Annotated in this window: 12 protein-coding genes and 1 tRNA gene; 10 read left to right on the top strand and 3 right to left on the bottom strand. The window is 60.2% G+C overall.

Going from position 1 to position 14577, the window contains the following annotated elements:
- Positions 1-526 precede the first annotated feature (526 nt).
- Positions 527-600 (bottom strand) — tRNA-Met (locus KLP40_RS04270).
- 137 nt (positions 601-737) lie between these two features.
- On the opposite strand from KLP40_RS04270, the gene KLP40_RS04265 reads away from it, so the two are divergent.
- The 9 genes from KLP40_RS04265 to KLP40_RS04225 all read left to right on the top strand — a co-directional run bounded on the left by KLP40_RS04265 (position 738) and on the right by KLP40_RS04225 (position 10826).
- Positions 738-1151, top strand: a complete 414-nt coding sequence (locus tag KLP40_RS04265) for an START-like domain-containing protein (protein ID WP_215592436.1) — start codon at positions 738-740, stop codon at positions 1149-1151.
- Positions 1152-1269: 118 nt separating this feature from the next.
- The gene (locus KLP40_RS04260) at positions 1270-2694 is read left to right on the top strand and encodes an LptF/LptG family permease (protein ID WP_215592435.1); all 1425 of its coding nucleotides are present in this window, start codon (positions 1270-1272) and stop codon (positions 2692-2694) included.
- Positions 2695-2975: 281 nt separating this feature from the next.
- Positions 2976-3251, top strand: coding sequence for a 30S ribosomal protein S15 (gene rpsO, locus KLP40_RS04255; protein ID WP_215592434.1), 276 nt, complete (start codon positions 2976-2978; stop codon positions 3249-3251).
- Positions 3252-3449: 198 nt separating this feature from the next.
- Positions 3450-5609, top strand: coding sequence for a polyribonucleotide nucleotidyltransferase (gene pnp, locus KLP40_RS04250; protein ID WP_215592433.1), 2160 nt, complete (start codon positions 3450-3452; stop codon positions 5607-5609).
- A 136-nt stretch (positions 5610-5745) separates the two neighbouring features.
- The gene (locus KLP40_RS04245; protein ID WP_215592431.1) at positions 5746-6609 is read left to right on the top strand and encodes a sigma-70 family RNA polymerase sigma factor; all 864 of its coding nucleotides are present in this window, start codon (positions 5746-5748) and stop codon (positions 6607-6609) included.
- 177 nt (positions 6610-6786) lie between these two features.
- Positions 6787-7734, top strand: a complete 948-nt coding sequence (trxB, locus tag KLP40_RS04240; RefSeq protein ID WP_215592430.1) for a thioredoxin-disulfide reductase — start codon at positions 6787-6789, stop codon at positions 7732-7734.
- A gap of 141 nt (positions 7735-7875) precedes the next feature.
- A complete protein-coding gene (locus KLP40_RS04235) occupies positions 7876-9009 on the top strand; it encodes a M23 family metallopeptidase (protein ID WP_246558636.1) in 1134 nt (377 codons plus the stop codon).
- Positions 9010-9104: 95 nt separating this feature from the next.
- Complete coding sequence (gene bshB1 / locus KLP40_RS04230; RefSeq protein ID WP_215592429.1) at positions 9105-9824, top strand: bacillithiol biosynthesis deacetylase BshB1; 720 nt, start codon at positions 9105-9107, stop codon at positions 9822-9824.
- Between the two features lie 348 nt (positions 9825-10172).
- Positions 10173-10826, top strand: a complete 654-nt coding sequence (locus KLP40_RS04225; protein WP_215592428.1) for a membrane-associated protein — start codon at positions 10173-10175, stop codon at positions 10824-10826.
- A 75-nt stretch (positions 10827-10901) separates the two neighbouring features.
- On the opposite strand, the gene KLP40_RS04220 is transcribed toward KLP40_RS04225, so the two are convergent.
- Positions 10902-12359, bottom strand: a complete 1458-nt coding sequence (locus tag KLP40_RS04220) for an aldehyde dehydrogenase family protein (protein ID WP_215592427.1) — start codon at positions 12357-12359, stop codon at positions 10902-10904.
- 173 nt (positions 12360-12532) lie between these two features.
- On the opposite strand from KLP40_RS04220, the gene KLP40_RS04215 reads away from it, so the two are divergent.
- Positions 12533-12868, top strand: coding sequence for a hypothetical protein (locus KLP40_RS04215; protein ID WP_215592425.1), 336 nt, complete (start codon positions 12533-12535; stop codon positions 12866-12868).
- Positions 12869-12880: 12 nt separating this feature from the next.
- On the opposite strand, the gene accC is transcribed toward KLP40_RS04215, so the two are convergent.
- The gene (gene accC, locus KLP40_RS04210) at positions 12881-14389 is read right to left on the bottom strand and encodes an acetyl-CoA carboxylase biotin carboxylase subunit (RefSeq protein WP_215592424.1); all 1509 of its coding nucleotides are present in this window, start codon (positions 14387-14389) and stop codon (positions 12881-12883) included.
- Positions 14390-14577: the final 188 nt, after the last annotated feature.

Genomic DNA, 14577 nt, shown 5'->3' with positions numbered 1-14577 from the left:
CGGGGAAAGTAGTAGGTGGTTTCTTGGCGCTGGAAGGGCATGGTCAGGTAGCTAGTTGGATGAGCCAGACGACTCGCGCCTTTTGGCGCGCTTGACTATAAAGGATCCGATCAGAGCCAACTGTGGTACATAGTAGGTGCTCAAACGCTGGTTTTCCAGGCGCGTAACGACGATCCATTGGTCGGCATAGTCACCTACGATGTTTACCGTGTCGCCGGGCGCAAGGCGCAGAGCTGGGGCCGTGCGAGCGGTATCTACCGGAGCCGGATACAGGCTGACCGGTTTTGCCAGTCGGCAAAGCTCAGCCCGCCGGTGGACGAGTGTGGACATTTGAGTTAAAGCAATAGGTGTATTAGCAGTTCAATCAATTCGATAATCGATATACCACCGCTTGGACATGTCCCCACCCGCATCGAACAGCCGGGGCGTGTACTCAGGCTCGTACATGGTGTTGTGATAAAACCGTGATAAAAGCAAAACGCACAAAAAAACGGCCTTTCCGCAATGGAAAGGCCGTTTTTGCAAGTAGCGGGGACGAGAGTTGAACTCGTGACCTCAGGGTTATGAATCCTGTGCTCTAACCAACTGAGCTACCCCGCCCTGTTTTGGTGGTGCAAAGGTAGGGACAAGATTTAACCTGATGCAAGTGTTGTGCAAAAAAAAACCCGCGTATATTGGCTGTCGGAGGGGTTTCTCTGGTCATCCCCCTCCGCTAAAATCTTTACTCTGTTCCGCTTATGCCCCTTTCCGCTACTCGCCTCAAACATCGTTTTTTGGTGGAATACTCCATAAATGCCTCTCCTAAAATCCTGTATCCTTACCTGGCCTCGGCCTCGGGCCTGGAACAGTGGTTTTGTCAGAGCGTGAAAGTGGACGGACCGCAACGCTTCAACTTTGTTTGGGACAATCAGCCGCACTACGCCGAAATGGCCTCGCACCGTACGAATCGTTCCGTGCGCTTTGTTTTCCTCGACGATAACCGCGGCTCCCTGCCCGATGCCAATTACCTGGATTTTCTCATCGAAGAATCGCAGCTGACCCAGGAGGTGTACCTGCGTATTCTGGATTACTCGGAAGAAACCGATACGGTGGAACTGCAGGAAATGTGGGATAGCCTCATCCAGAAACTGCGCGAACAGGTCGGCGGCTGATCTTTGTTGGGCCTCACTGCCGGGGAGCAGACGCGAAACGAGCCGTATCTTCGTTTCGCGTTTGCTCCCTGTTTCATGCTGGGCCGGTGACGGCCGGGGAGCAATGGCGGCCAGTTCTATGAAAAAACTCGATAAACTGATTCTACAGGCCTTTGCCGGGCCGTTTCTGCTCACCTTCGCGGTGGTCCAGTTCATTTTCCTGATGCAGTTCATGATGAAATACATGGACGATCTGGTGGGCAAGGACCTGGGCCTGGGCGTTATTGCCCAGCTGCTGTTTTACTTCAGCGTGCTCATCGTGCCTATTTCTCTGCCCCTGGCCGTGCTGCTGTCCTCCCTGATGACCTTCGGGACGCTGGGAGAGCACCATGAGCTGACGGCTATCAAAACGGCCGGTATTTCGCTTACCCGCATTCTGCGGCCGGTACTGCTGGTAAGCGTGCTGCTGGCCGGGGGGGCATTTTGGTTCAACAACACCATCGTGCCCCTGGCCAATCTGGAGGCTTACAGCCTGCTCTGGGACGTGCGCCAGCAGAAACTGGCCCTCGACATCCGGGAGGGGGTCTTCTATAACGGCATTCCGGGCTACACCATCAAGGTCAATGAGAAGGCCGGCGAAAACGGCGACCTGCTCAAGGGCGTCATGATTTATGACCACACCCAGGGCCGGGGCAGCAGTACCGTGATTCTGGCCGACTCGGGCCGCATGTTTACCCGCTTCGGAGGGCAGTACCTGGGGCTGGAGCTGTTTCAGGGGCGCTCCTACGTGGAACAACCCAGCAGCAACAGCCGGTCCGGGGCCAGCTTTATCCGCCAGAAGTTCGACCGTAACCTGATTACGTTTTCCCTGGCCTCCTTCGGCCTCGACCGCACCAAGAAGGAGCTCTTCAAGGAAAATAAAATGATGCTCAACCTGAATCAGCTCAACTTCACCACGGATTCACTGCACCGGCGCCTGGGGCTGGAGCGGCGCCAACTCATTCAGCAGCTCAATCCCTACTACACCTACCTGCGCCTCGATACCACCGGCCGCACGGCGCTGCAACGGGTTGAGAACTGGAAAATTACGGCCGCCCGCCTGCAGCCCGATAACTACCAGGTCGCCCAGCAGGCCGCCAACCGGGCCCGCAACGTGCAGTCGTTTCTGGCTACCTCGGCCGAGCGGCTGACCAGCCTGCGCAAGGAAACGGCCAACTTTCGCATCGAAACTTACCGCAAGTTCACGCAGTCGGCGGCCATTCTGCTCATGTTTCTGATTGGGGCGCCCCTGGGAGCCATCATCAAGAAGGGAGGGCTGGGCGTGCCGATTCTGGTGTCCATCGTGTTTTTCATCATCTACTACGTTTTCTCCATCATGGGCGAGAAGTACGGCCGCGAGATGGTGATGCCCGTGGGCGTGGGCATGTGGATGTCGGCGGCTATCCTGCTGCCCATTGGCCTGTTCTTCCTCTACCAGGCCCGCCACGACTCCGGCCTGCTCGATATCGACTGGGTCCGCCTGATCCCGCGCCGCTTCCGCCCCGGCTACCAGAAGGTGGTTTAGGATTGGTAATGTGTGTTGAATGTGGAAAATGTGTCTGGAATGGGATGAATGTGTTGGGAATGTGAGGAATGCGGGAAAAACTGGGAGAGATAAGCAACGGACTGAATTGCCACATTCCAAACACATTTACCCCACATTCATCAGATTTCAGACTCATCCCAAACACATTACTTCCCATTTACCCCACATTCATCACATTAAATACCTACCTTTGCGGCCACCCCGAGGTGCGGGGTGAATTTTCTTACTTTTTAATCTAAGACGGGGAAACCTATCTGCCGATGCAACTGACCACCGAAGCAAAAAAGGCCATTTTCGAGAAAAACAGCCTTCAGAAGACCTCCAAAGACACCGGTTCGGCCGAGTCGCAGATTGCGCTTTTCACTCAGCGTATTCTGGACCTGACCGAGCACCTCAAGGTGAACAAGAAGGACTTCTCGACCCGTCTGGGTCTTCTCAAACTCGTAGGTAAGCGTCGCAGCATGTTGGATTACCTCATGCAGCGCGACATCAACCGTTACCGCGCGATCATCAAGGAACTGGGCCTGCGTAAGTAAGCTCACCTTCCGGAGCAGGGAGCCTTTCAGCTTGGAAGGTTCCCTGCTCTTTTTTTGTCCAAAGCCGGCCGCCTGTTTCCGCCGGTTTTGTTGTTTACTCTCCGAATCAATCTTTTCCCAGAGCAAAACGGGACCATGGCCGGTCCGGTTTTTTCGGCTGCTCGCCCGCTGCCACGCTTTCTACCAAAGCAACCCACGATGCCCAACTACCACGCGGTTACCAAACACATTACCCTGCCCGACGGACGGCAGATTTCCCTCGAAACCGGCAAACTGGCCAAATTCGCCGACGGCGCCGTAGTGGTGCGCCTCGGCGACGCCATGCTGTTGGCAACGGTCGTGTCGCAGCCCAGCTCGCGCGGCGACGTGGACTTCCTGCCCCTGTCGGTTGACTACCAGGAGAAATTCGGTGGTGCCGGCAACATTCCCGGCTCGTTCCAGCGCCGCGAAGGCCGCCTCTCGGATTACGAAATCCTGGTGTGCCGTATCGTAGACCGTATCCTGCGCCCGATGTTCCCCAAGGACTATCACTACGAGGTGCAGGTGATGATTACCCTGATTTCGGCCGATAAAACCGTGCAGCCCGACGCGCTGGCCGCCCTGGCTGCTTCGGCTGCCCTCTCGATTTCGGATATTCCCTTCGCCGGCCCCATCTCGGAGGTTCGCGTGGCCCGCATTGACGGCAAGCTGCAGATCAACCCCCTCACCGCCGACATTGCCCGCGCCGACATCGACCTGATTGTAGGGGCCACGGCTGATTCGGTAGCCATGGTGGAAGGCGAAATGAACGAAGTGAGCGAAGAGGAAATGGTAGAAGCCATTGCCTTCGCCCACGAAGCCATCAAGGAGCAGGTGCGCGTGCAGCTGGAGCTGGCCGCCGAAGTGGAGAAATCCCACGTGAAGCGCGAGTATCCCAAATACGAGGAAAACGACGACCTGAAGAAGCGCATTCAGGAGGGCGTGTACGAGCAGGCCTATAAAGTGGCGCACTCGGGCAACCCCAGCAAGGCCGGCCGCAAGGAAGGTTTTGGCGCTATCAAAAAGTCCTTGACCGAGAAACTGCTGGAAGAGCAGCCCGAGCTGGACATGAAAATGTTCGGCCGCTACTACTCGTCGGCCGAGAAGAAGGCCATTCGCGACATGATGATCAAGGAGCGCACCCGCCTCGATGGTCGTCAGCTCACCGAAATCCGCCCCATCTGGAGCGAAGTGAACTACCTGCCCGGTGCCCACGGCTCGGCCTTGTTCACCCGCGGCGAAACCCAGTCGCTGACCACCGTAGCCCTCGGCACCAAGCTCGATGAGCAGATCATCGACACGGCCATGACTTCGGGCTACAGCAAGTTCATGCTGCACTACAACTTCCCGGCCTTCTCGACCGGTGAGGTGAAGCCTAACCGCGGCCCCGGCCGCCGCGAAATCGGCCACGGCAACCTGGCCCAGCGCTCCTTGAAGAAGGTGATGCCTTCCGACGACGAGAACCCCTACACCGTGCGTATCGTGTCGGACATCTTGGAGTCGAACGGCTCTTCGTCGATGGCTACCGTTTGCGCGGCTTCGATGGCGCTGATGGACGCGGGCATTCCGGTGCGCTCGGCCGTTTCGGGCATTGCCATGGGCCTCGTGCAGGACAAGGAAACCGGCGAATACGCCGTGCTTTCGGACATCCTGGGCGATGAGGACCACCTCGGCGACATGGACTTCAAAGTAACCGGCACCGAAAAAGGTATCGTAGCTTGCCAGATGGACATCAAAATCCAGGGCTTGAGCGCCGAAATCATGACGGCGGCCCTGCACCAAGCCCGCGAAGGCCGCCTGCACATCCTGCGTGAGATGGCCAAGACCATCAGCCAGCCGGCTGCTGAGCTGAAGCCGCATACGCCTCGCTCGCACAAAATGCTGATCGACAAGGAGTACATCGGGGCCGTTATCGGACCCGGTGGCAAAGTCATTCAGCAGATCCAGAAGGACACCAACGCCACGGTTATCATCGAGGAGAAGGACGAGAAAGGCCACGTGAGCATCTACGCTTCCAACCAGGAAGACATGCAGGCGGCCATCGACCGGATCCGGGCCATTGCGGCCACGCCGGAAGTGGGCGAAACCTACAAAGGCAAGGTGCGCAGCATTCAGCCCTACGGTGCTTTCGTGGAAATCATGCCGGGTAAAGATGGCCTCTTGCACATTTCGGAGGTGGCGCACGAACGCCTCGCCACGCTGGAAGGTGTGCTGGAAGTAGGGCAGGAGATTGATGTGAAATTGCTGGACATCGACAAGAAGACGGGCAAGTACCGGTTGTCGCGCAAGGTGTTGCTGGCCAAACCCGAGCGGGCAGCCGACTCCAACGGGGCAGCTTAATCGGCCCCGGCGAACTTAAGCAGGTACCGGACTGTTGCACTTAACTGAGTCCGGTACCCGCCTAAGGGCCGCATCCGTACATCGGATCAGAAACGACGTTTACTAGCATCAACAACTTCATTCTCTCGCGCCCGCAATGAGACAGCTAAAAATCAGCAAGCAGATCACCAACCGCGAAAGCCAGTCGCTGGATAAATACCTCCAGGAGATTGGCAAGGTGGACCTGCTGACCCCCGACGAGGAGGTAACGCTGGCGCAACGCATCCGGGAAGGTGACCAGCAGGCGCTGGAAAAACTGACCAAAGCTAACCTGCGCTTCGTGGTGTCGGTGGCCAAGCAATACCAGAACCAGGGTCTGAGCCTGGGCGATTTGATCAACGAGGGCAACCTCGGCCTGATCAAAGCCGCCAAGCGCTTCGACGAAACTCGGGGCTTTAAATTCATTTCCTACGCCGTTTGGTGGATCCGCCAGTCGATTCTGCAGGCCCTGGCCGAGCAGTCGCGCATCGTGCGCCTGCCCCTGAACCGGGTTGGCTCGTTGAATAAAATCAGCAAGTCGTTCTCGGAGCTGGAGCAGAAATTCGAGCGGGAGCCCTCGCCCGAGGAAATTGCCGAAGTGCTGGAGCTGACGACCTCGGAAGTGGTGGACACGCTCAAGATTTCGGGCCGCCACGTATCGGTGGATGCTCCCTTCGTGCAGGGCGAAGAAAACCGCCTGCTCGACGTACTCGAAAACGAGGACGAGGAGAGCCCCGACATGGGCCTGATGAACGACTCGCTCCGCAAGGAAGTGCAGCGCGCCCTGAGCACGCTCACCAAGCGCGAAGCCGACGTTATCACCCTTTACTTTGGCCTGAACGGGGAACACTCGCTCACGCTGGAGGAAATCGGCGAGAAGTTTAACCTGACCCGGGAGCGGGTGCGCCAGATCAAAGAGAAGGCCATTCGCCGTCTGCGTCACACCTCCCGCAGCAAAGCGCTCAAACCGTATCTGGGGTAGTTATGCTACTCCCCGGCATCAAACCCTGACCTTTGGTTGGGGTTTTTTGTTGGTAATAAGTCCGGTTGACTACCCGATACGTTCGGAATCGGCGCAACCGGCCGCGCTTGTTACCTTTGTACCCCCAAAACTTCTTTCCTGCGGGTACCGGTTTGCCCCGGTGCCATTTGTTGACTTATGGCGAATTCCACTCCTGAGCACATCAAGTGCCTGATTATTGGCTCCGGCCCGGCCGGTTACACGGCCGCAATTTACGCTTCCCGCGCGGGCCTGGCGCCCGTGATGTACCAGGGCCTGCAGCCCGGCGGCCAGCTCACCATCACCAACGACGTGGAGAACTTCCCCGGCTACCCCGACGGCATTATGGGCCCCGAGATGATGGAAGACCTCAAGAAGCAGGCCGCCCGCTTCGGCACCGACATCCGCTACGGCATTGCCACTTCCGTGGACTTCGAGAGCCACCCGCGCCGCATCACCGTGGACGAAAACCTGGAGCTGACGGCCGATACGGTCATCATTGCCACCGGGGCCTCGGCCAAGTGGCTGGGCCTGCCCTCCGAGCAGCGCCTCAACGGCTCGGGCGTATCGGCCTGCGCCGTCTGCGACGGGTTCTTCTACCGGGGCAAGGACGTGGCCATCGTGGGCGCCGGCGACACGGCCGCCGAGGAGGCCACTTACCTGGCCAACCTGTGCTCCAAAGTGTACATGATTGTGCGCAAGGGCGAAATGAAGGCCTCCAAGATCATGCAGAAGCGCGTGCTCGACAACCCCAAGATTGAGGTGCTCTGGAACACGGTGACCGACGAAATCCTGGGCGAGCACGCCGTGGATGGCGTGCGGGTGAAAAACGTGCTCGACGGCACCACCCGCGAGCTGGCCATCGAAGGCTTCTTCGTGGCCATCGGCCACGAGCCCAACTCCAAGATTTTCCAGCCCTACCTGCACCACGATGAGCAGGGCTACCTCAAAACCCTGCCCGGTACGGCCAAAACCAACGTGGACGGCGTCTTTGCCTGCGGCGACGTGCAGGACTATACCTACCGCCAGGCCGTGACGGCCGCCGGCTCGGGTTGCATGGCCGCCCTCGACGCGGAACGCTACCTGGCCGCCCTCGGCGACCATTAGCAGCGGTGAGGTGGTGAAATGGTGAGATGGTGAGTGGATGTTCGCATTACTTTACCAGGTCGGCTGCTTCGTTGGGAGGGGCCGAACAATAAAACTCACCATTCCACCATTTCACTATTTCACCCTCTCATTGCCCTGCCCTTGCTGAATTTTGCGAAACACTGGCTGCTGCCGCTGCTACTGATCGGGCTCCTGCTGGCCCTGCCCGGTCAGCTGCTGGCCCAGCGGCGAAAAGTGCCCCAGCCCAAGGCGAAAGCCGGCGCCCCGGATAAGCGGAAGGATTTCTTCCGCATCAAATCGCCCACCATCCGCTACGTGCGGCCCGATACCACCATTCTCATCGAGACGGAGGAGTTGCCCGATGAAGGCTCCGACGCGGCCAAGTCTATTTTCTTCAACCCGGCCAAGTCCCTCTCCATTGTAAGCGAGGACACCACCTCCCTCAACGAAGGGGAGCAGCACATTGTGGAGGTGAAGGAGGAAGTCAAAATTGACTCTTCCTGGATTCAGGTGGCCGGCTACTACGCCATCTGGGACACCCACAACATCAACCCCTACCGGGTAGATGGCCGCCGTATCAAGGACACGCTCAACCTGCGGCTCATCGAGCCAGAACGGCAGCGCTACGCCAAAATGCCCCTCAACAGCACCCCCGTTACCTCCGATTTCGGCTTCCGCGGCTACCGCTGGCACTACGGCACCGACCTCGACCTGGAAACCGGCGACTCGGTGAAAACGGCCTTCGACGGGGTGGTGCGCCTGGTGAAATGGGACGGCTCGGGCTACGGCAACTACGTGCTGGTGCGCCACTACAACGGCATCGAAACGCTCTACGGCCACATGCAGAAGGCGGTGGTCACGCCCGGCACCTTTGTGAAGGCGGGGGAGCTCATTGGTTACGGCGGCAGCACGGGCCGCAGCAGCGGCTCTCACCTGCACTTCGAGGTGCGCTACGAGGGCAACCCCATCGACCCCGAGAAGCTCTACGACTTCCCCGATTATCGCCTGATCAAAGACAACTTTCAGATCACCTCGACCCTGTTTGCCTATTACAGCAAGGCCCTCAAGTACCGGGGCGGCAGCGTACCGGGCGCGGGCAGCAGCAGCAGCAGTGCCCGGCCCACCCAGGCCCGGCGCGTGGTCACCCACAAAATCCGCAGCGGCGACACGCTTTCGGAAATTGCCCAGAAGTACGGGGTTTCGCAGGCCCAGATCCGCCGCCTCAACGGCAGCGTCGGCACCCTGCGCGTGGGCCGGACGTTACGCATTAAATGAGTTGTCGGTTGTGAGTTGTCGGTTGTTGGTCCTCTTCTCTCAGGATATACAAAGGCTGACAACTGACAATTAGTAACTGAGAACCTTTCAACAAGATGAAACTTGATATCCTGGCCTTCGGGGCCCACCCCGATGATGTGGAAATGTCCTGCGCCGGCACGCTGCTGGCGGCGGCGGCGGTGGGCAAGAAAATCGGCATCGTCGATTTTACCCGGGGCGAGCTGGGCACCCGCGGCACGGCCCTCACGCGGGCCGAGGAGGCCGAAAACGCCACCCGCATTCTGGGCCTGCACGCCCGCGAGAACCTGGGCCTGCCCGACGGCTTCTTTCGCAACGACCGGGAGCACCAGCTGCCCCTGATAGCCGCCCTGCGCCGCTACCAGCCCGACGTGGTGCTCTGCAACGCCATTCACGACCGCCACCCCGACCACGGCCGAGGCGCCCAGCTGGCCTCGGATGCCTGCTTTCTGAGCGGGCTGCGCCGGGTAGAAACCCTCGGCGACGATGGCCAGCCCCAACTGCCCTGGCGCCCCCGGGTGGTGTACCACTACATCCAGGACCGCCAGCTGCCGGCCGATCTGGTGGTGGATATTACCCCGCACTGGGCGAAGAAGTGGGAGTCCATTCTGGCCTACAAAACCCAGTTTCACGACCCCGAAAGCACCGAGCCGATTACCTACCTCTCCACGCCGGTGTTCAGCAACTTCCTCGAAGCCCGGGCCCGGGAGTTCGGCCACCTGATCGGGGTGGAGTTCGGGGAAGGATTCACCCGCCAGCGCCCCGTAGGCGTGCGCGATATCACGGAGTTGATCTAAGGCGTATCATTTCCAAAACCACCAGCAGCCCAGCCGTCAGGTTGGGCTGCTGGCGTTAGAAAGAGAGAGGCAGCAGGGGTTTTCTGACTGAAAACCGACTTTTGTAAAGTCTACTCAAAAGAGCTGTAACTGCACCATTATACTATCCAGGCTGAATGTATTGAATAGTTAGAAGTCTGATTTCTGCGAAGTTTGAACTGGCGGAATGAGTTGCCGGGTGCTATTTCGGGCGTCCTCTCCGGGTAAAGCAAATGGTCGGGTTACCACGGGAGGCGGACCAAGACGATGCGTATCCTCACCTCATTTCCCGCTCCCATGAATCATGTGCCTGCTCGCTTACCGCTTTGGTTGAAACTAGCCTTTACTGCTTTTTTGCTGGTGATGGTGCCGGTGTACTGGGTGAATTACGGCCCCACCAACTTTCTGTACTTCTGCGACGTGGCCCTGCTGCTGTGCCTGATCAGCGTCTGGACCGAGCGGCGCCTGCCGGCTTCTATGGCCGCCGTGGGTATTCTGCTGCCGCAAGTCTTCTGGTGCGCCGATTTTCTGGGCGAGCTGGGCGGCACCCACCTCATCGGCATGACGTCGTACATGTTCGACCCCAACCGCTCGTTGTTTCTGCGCGGGCTCTCGTTCTTTCACGGCTGGCTGCCCTTCCTGATCCTGTTTCTGGTGAAGCGCCTGGGCTACGACCGGCGCGCCCTGCCGGCCTGGACGCTGCTGGCCTGGGGCCTGTGTCTGGTGGCCTACTTCTGGCTGCCACCCGCCGGTGCGGCGGTGCCCGACCCCAAGATTCCGGTCAACATCAACTACGTGTTCGGCTTCGACGACGCCCACCCCCAAACCTGGCTGCCCGCCCCGCTCTACCTCGTCGGCTGGCTGCTCACGCTGCTGGCGGTTATTTACCTGCCCACCCACTGGGCCCTGCGCCGCTGGCGGGCCCCGAAGGCTGTTTCAATTGAACCGGAGATGCCGGCCGGGCAACTGACCTGGGCGAAATAACCGCGCACACGCAAGGGCCCCTTCCAAAGCAGCATCGGCTGATTCGGAAGGGGCCCTTGCGTGTGCAATGGAAGGCTAGATGGGGTACTGGCGGGGGGCGTGCTGCACGGTTACCCATTGTACCCGGGTCATTTCATCCATGACCCACTCGCCACCGAAGCGGCCCATGCCGGAGCCCTTTTCGCCCCCGAAAGGCGCGTTGGCCTGGTCGTTCACCGTCTGGTCGTTTACGTGGATCATGCCGGTTTCAATGCGGCGGGCCAGCCGCACACCGCGCTCCACGTCGCGGGTGTGGAGGGCGCCGCTCAGGCCGAAGTCCAAGGAGTTGGCCATTTCCAGCATTTCGGCTTCGTCCTTGAAGGAAATCAGGCCGGCCACCGGGCCGAAGATTTCGTTCTGGGCGATGGGCATATCGTTGCGCACATTGGAGAGCACGGTGGGCTGGAGCAGGGCCCCTTCGGCCTGGCCGCCGGTTTCCAGCTTGGCGCCCAGCTTCACGCTGGCCGCAATATCCTGCTGAATGCGCTCGACCTGCTTTTCGTCGATAAGCGGACCGATTTGGGTCTGCTGGTCGGTGGGGTCGCCGGCGTGGAGGGCCCGGGTGCGGGCCAGGAATTTGTCGCGGAACTCGTCGTACACCTTCTCGTGAATCAGAAAGCGGTTGATGGACATGCAAATCTGGCCCTGGTGCATGAATTTGCCCATCATGCCCGCGTCCACGGCGCGGTCGATGTCGGCGTCTTCGAGCACGATAAATACGTTGTTGCCGCCGAGCTCCAGGGCCACTTTCTTCAGGTGTTCCCCGGCCAGCTTCCCGATGCCCTTGCCCACGGGCGTGGAGCCGGTAAAGGAAATCATCTTCGGCACGGGATGCACCACGAAGGCGTCGCCGATAACCGACGACTTGCCCACCACCACGTTGAACACGCCCTTGGGCAGGCCGGCTTCCTCGAAGAGCTTGGCCACCAGCGTACCGCCCGTGGCGGGCGTCTGGGAGGCGGGTTTCACCACGATGGCGTTGCCGCAGGCCAGGGCCGGCGCAATGGAGCGCATGGACAGGTGCAGCGGGAAGTTCCAGGGGCTGATAATGCCGATTACGCCCAGCGGGCGGCGGTACACGCGGCTTTCCTTGCCGGGCGTGCTCGAGGGCAGAATCAGGCCGTGCAGGCGGGTAGGGAAGGAGGCCGCTTCCAGAATAATCTCGCGGGCCGCCATCACCTCAATAGTAGCCTTGGCCGGGGCGCTGCCCGATTCGCGGGCCAGCCAGTCGGCAAACTCATCCTGGCGGGCCAGCAGCAGCTCGGCGGCCTTGAGCAGGATGTTGCGCCGCTCCTGGGGCAGCACGTCGGCCCAGGCCGGGGCGGCGCGGTAGGCGGCTTCGTAGGCTTCGTTCAGCTCGTCGAGGCCGGCGGCCCGGAAGGTGAGCAGCGTCTGCCCGTCGAAAGGGTTCAGGTCTTCGATGGTATCGGCGGTGCGGCCGTCGCGCCATTCGCCATCAATGTACTGCTGGTGGAGATTTTGATATTGCTGCATGAGAAAGGACTGCTTGATGAACCGGCTCCCGGCGGCCCGTTGAAAACGGCCAACCGGATACGTAGCCGGAGAGAGAAAGACAGTACAACTCCCCAGGCCGCCGACTTGTTTTCCAGCCTCAACAGGCCGCTGGGCACGGTCAACCGGTTTATGAGCTCCTGCTTGCGGAGGCAATGCCTTCTATCTTCAATGGATGGATTTGTGTTCGTTTAAGAATCAGGCTACAGCGTAAAATGCCGTTGAATGAAGAGTTTATGCTGTTTTTCGTATTACCAATAGTTACGTACGGGCTGGCTGGAGTGTACCTCGGATACAAGCGGTTTCAAAACCGGTTTACCAATAAAACCGATTGGGTTCTGCTGATAAGCCGGCTGGGCTGGTGGGTTCGTGCTGGTGGTTTGCGCGTTGAGTTTCATTTTCCTGCTGTCCCATCCGATGGAAGTGCCGCAATGGCCATGAAGGGTAAAAGAAACGCCCGGCCAAACCGGCCGGGCGTTTCTTTTACCTGAAAATTTAACTTTCTACCGTGCCCCCAGCCGGTTGCGTTTCCAGGCCGAGCCGGTGGCGGCGGGGGCCTCGGCGGCGGCCGGGGTGGCGGGTTTCTTCTCCGTCAGGAGCATGGCCGTGAGCACGGCGGCGAGTTGGGCGGTGGCCTCATCGGGGGCGGCGGGCTGGAGGGCGCCGGCCGGGAAATGGTCCCGGATGAAGTTGGTATCGAAGTTGCCGCTCACGAAGGCCGGGTGCTGGAGCACATAAGTCCCGAAGGCCAGGGTAGTTTCGATGCCGGTAATCTGGTATTCCTCGATGGCGCGCAGCATGCGGGCAATGGCTTCCTGGCGGGTGGCGCCGTGCACCACGAGCTTGGCAATCATGGGGTCGTAGTAAATCGGGATGTCCATGCCCTGCTCGAAGCCGTCGTCCACGCGCACGCCGGGGCCCTGGGGGCGCACGTAGGTGGTCAGCGTGCCGATGTCGGGCAGGAAGTTGTTCTGCGGGTCCTCGGCGTACACGCGCAGCTCCAGGGCGTGGCCGGTGATGGTGAGGTCTTCCTGGCGGAAAGGCAGGGGCTGGCCCTCGGCCACCCGGATCTGCTCCTTCACCAGGTCGAGGCCCGTAATCTGCTCGGTTACCGGGTGCTCCACCTGCAGGCGGGTGTTCATTTCCAGGAAGTAGAAGTTGTGCTGGTCATCGAGCAGGAACTCCACGGTGCCGGCCCCGGCGTAGTTACAGGCCCGGGCCACATCCACGGCGCAGCGGCCCATTTCGGCGCGCAGCGCGGGCGTGAGCACCGAGGAGGGCGCTTCCTCAATCACCTTCTGGTGGCGGCGCTGAATCGAGCACTCGCGCTCAAACAGGTGCACGATGTTGCCGTGCTCGTCGCCGAGCACCTGAATCTCGATGTGGCGCGGCCCGGTCACGAACTTCTCGATGAACACGGCCCCGTCGCCGAAGGCCGAGACGGCCTCGTTGATGGCCAGCTGCATCTGCTCCTCAAACTCCTGGTCGGAGCTTACGATGCGCATGCCCTTGCCGCCCCCCCCGGCCGAGGCCTTGATCAGGATGGGGTAGCCCACTTCGGCGGCAATGCGGCGGGCCTCGGCCACGTCGGAAATGGCCTCGGCCGTGCCGGGTACCAGCGGAATGTTGTAGGCCTGCACGGCCTGCTTGGCCGCGAGCTTGTCGCCCATAATGTTCATGGCCTCGGGCGAGGGGCCCACGAAAATCAGCCCGGCTTCCTTTACCTGGCGGGCAAATTCGGCGTTTTCGCTCAGGAAGCCGTAGCCCGGGTGAATGGCATCGACGCCCAGCTGGCGGCAGACTTCCAGGATTTTGTCGCCGCGCAGGTAGCTGTCCTTGCTGGCGGGCGGGCCCACGCACACGGCCTCGTCGGCGTAGCGCACGTGCAGGGCCTGGCGGTCGGCCTCCGAGAAGATGGCCACGGTGGCAATGCCCATTTCCTTGGCCGAGCGCAGCACGCGCAGGGCAATTTCGCCGCGGTTGGCAACGAGCAGCTTCTTGATTTTTGTCATGTAGGAGAGGGTAGGCGGGTGGGAGAGTAGGAACTGAAGAGCGGGCGGCCCCGGCGCCCCAGGGCTGAAGCCCTGGGCTACGCAGCGAAAAACCAGGAGTCCGCTAACTAGCCCAGGGCTTCAGCCCTGGTAACCGGAGGACGTGAGCAATGCTATTCTATCACCCAAAGAAACGACCTTCCGGGCGC

It is taken from the genome of Hymenobacter piscis, assembly GCF_018760735.1.
Lineage (GTDB): Bacteria > Bacteroidota > Bacteroidia > Cytophagales > Hymenobacteraceae > Hymenobacter > Hymenobacter piscis.
This window is presented reverse-complemented; position numbering and strand designations above follow the sequence as displayed.

Coding starts and splice junctions, on each gene's coding strand:
- KLP40_RS04265 (WP_215592436.1), top strand. CDS start 738: ATGCCCCTTTCCGCTACTCGCCTCAAACATCGTTTTTTGGTGGAATAC.
- KLP40_RS04260 (WP_215592435.1), top strand. CDS start 1,270: ATGAAAAAACTCGATAAACTGATTCTACAGGCCTTTGCCGGGCCGTTT.
- rpsO (WP_215592434.1), top strand. CDS start 2,976: ATGCAACTGACCACCGAAGCAAAAAAGGCCATTTTCGAGAAAAACAGC.
- pnp (WP_215592433.1), top strand. CDS start 3,450: ATGCCCAACTACCACGCGGTTACCAAACACATTACCCTGCCCGACGGA.
- KLP40_RS04245 (WP_215592431.1), top strand. CDS start 5,746: ATGAGACAGCTAAAAATCAGCAAGCAGATCACCAACCGCGAAAGCCAG.
- trxB (WP_215592430.1), top strand. CDS start 6,787: ATGGCGAATTCCACTCCTGAGCACATCAAGTGCCTGATTATTGGCTCC.
- bshB1 (WP_215592429.1), top strand. CDS start 9,105: ATGAAACTTGATATCCTGGCCTTCGGGGCCCACCCCGATGATGTGGAA.
- KLP40_RS04220 (WP_215592427.1), bottom strand. CDS start 12,359: ATGCAGCAATATCAAAATCTCCACCAGCAGTACATTGATGGCGAATGG.
- KLP40_RS04215 (WP_215592425.1), top strand. CDS start 12,533: ATGCCTTCTATCTTCAATGGATGGATTTGTGTTCGTTTAAGAATCAGG.
- accC (WP_215592424.1), bottom strand. CDS start 14,389: ATGACAAAAATCAAGAAGCTGCTCGTTGCCAACCGCGGCGAAATTGCC.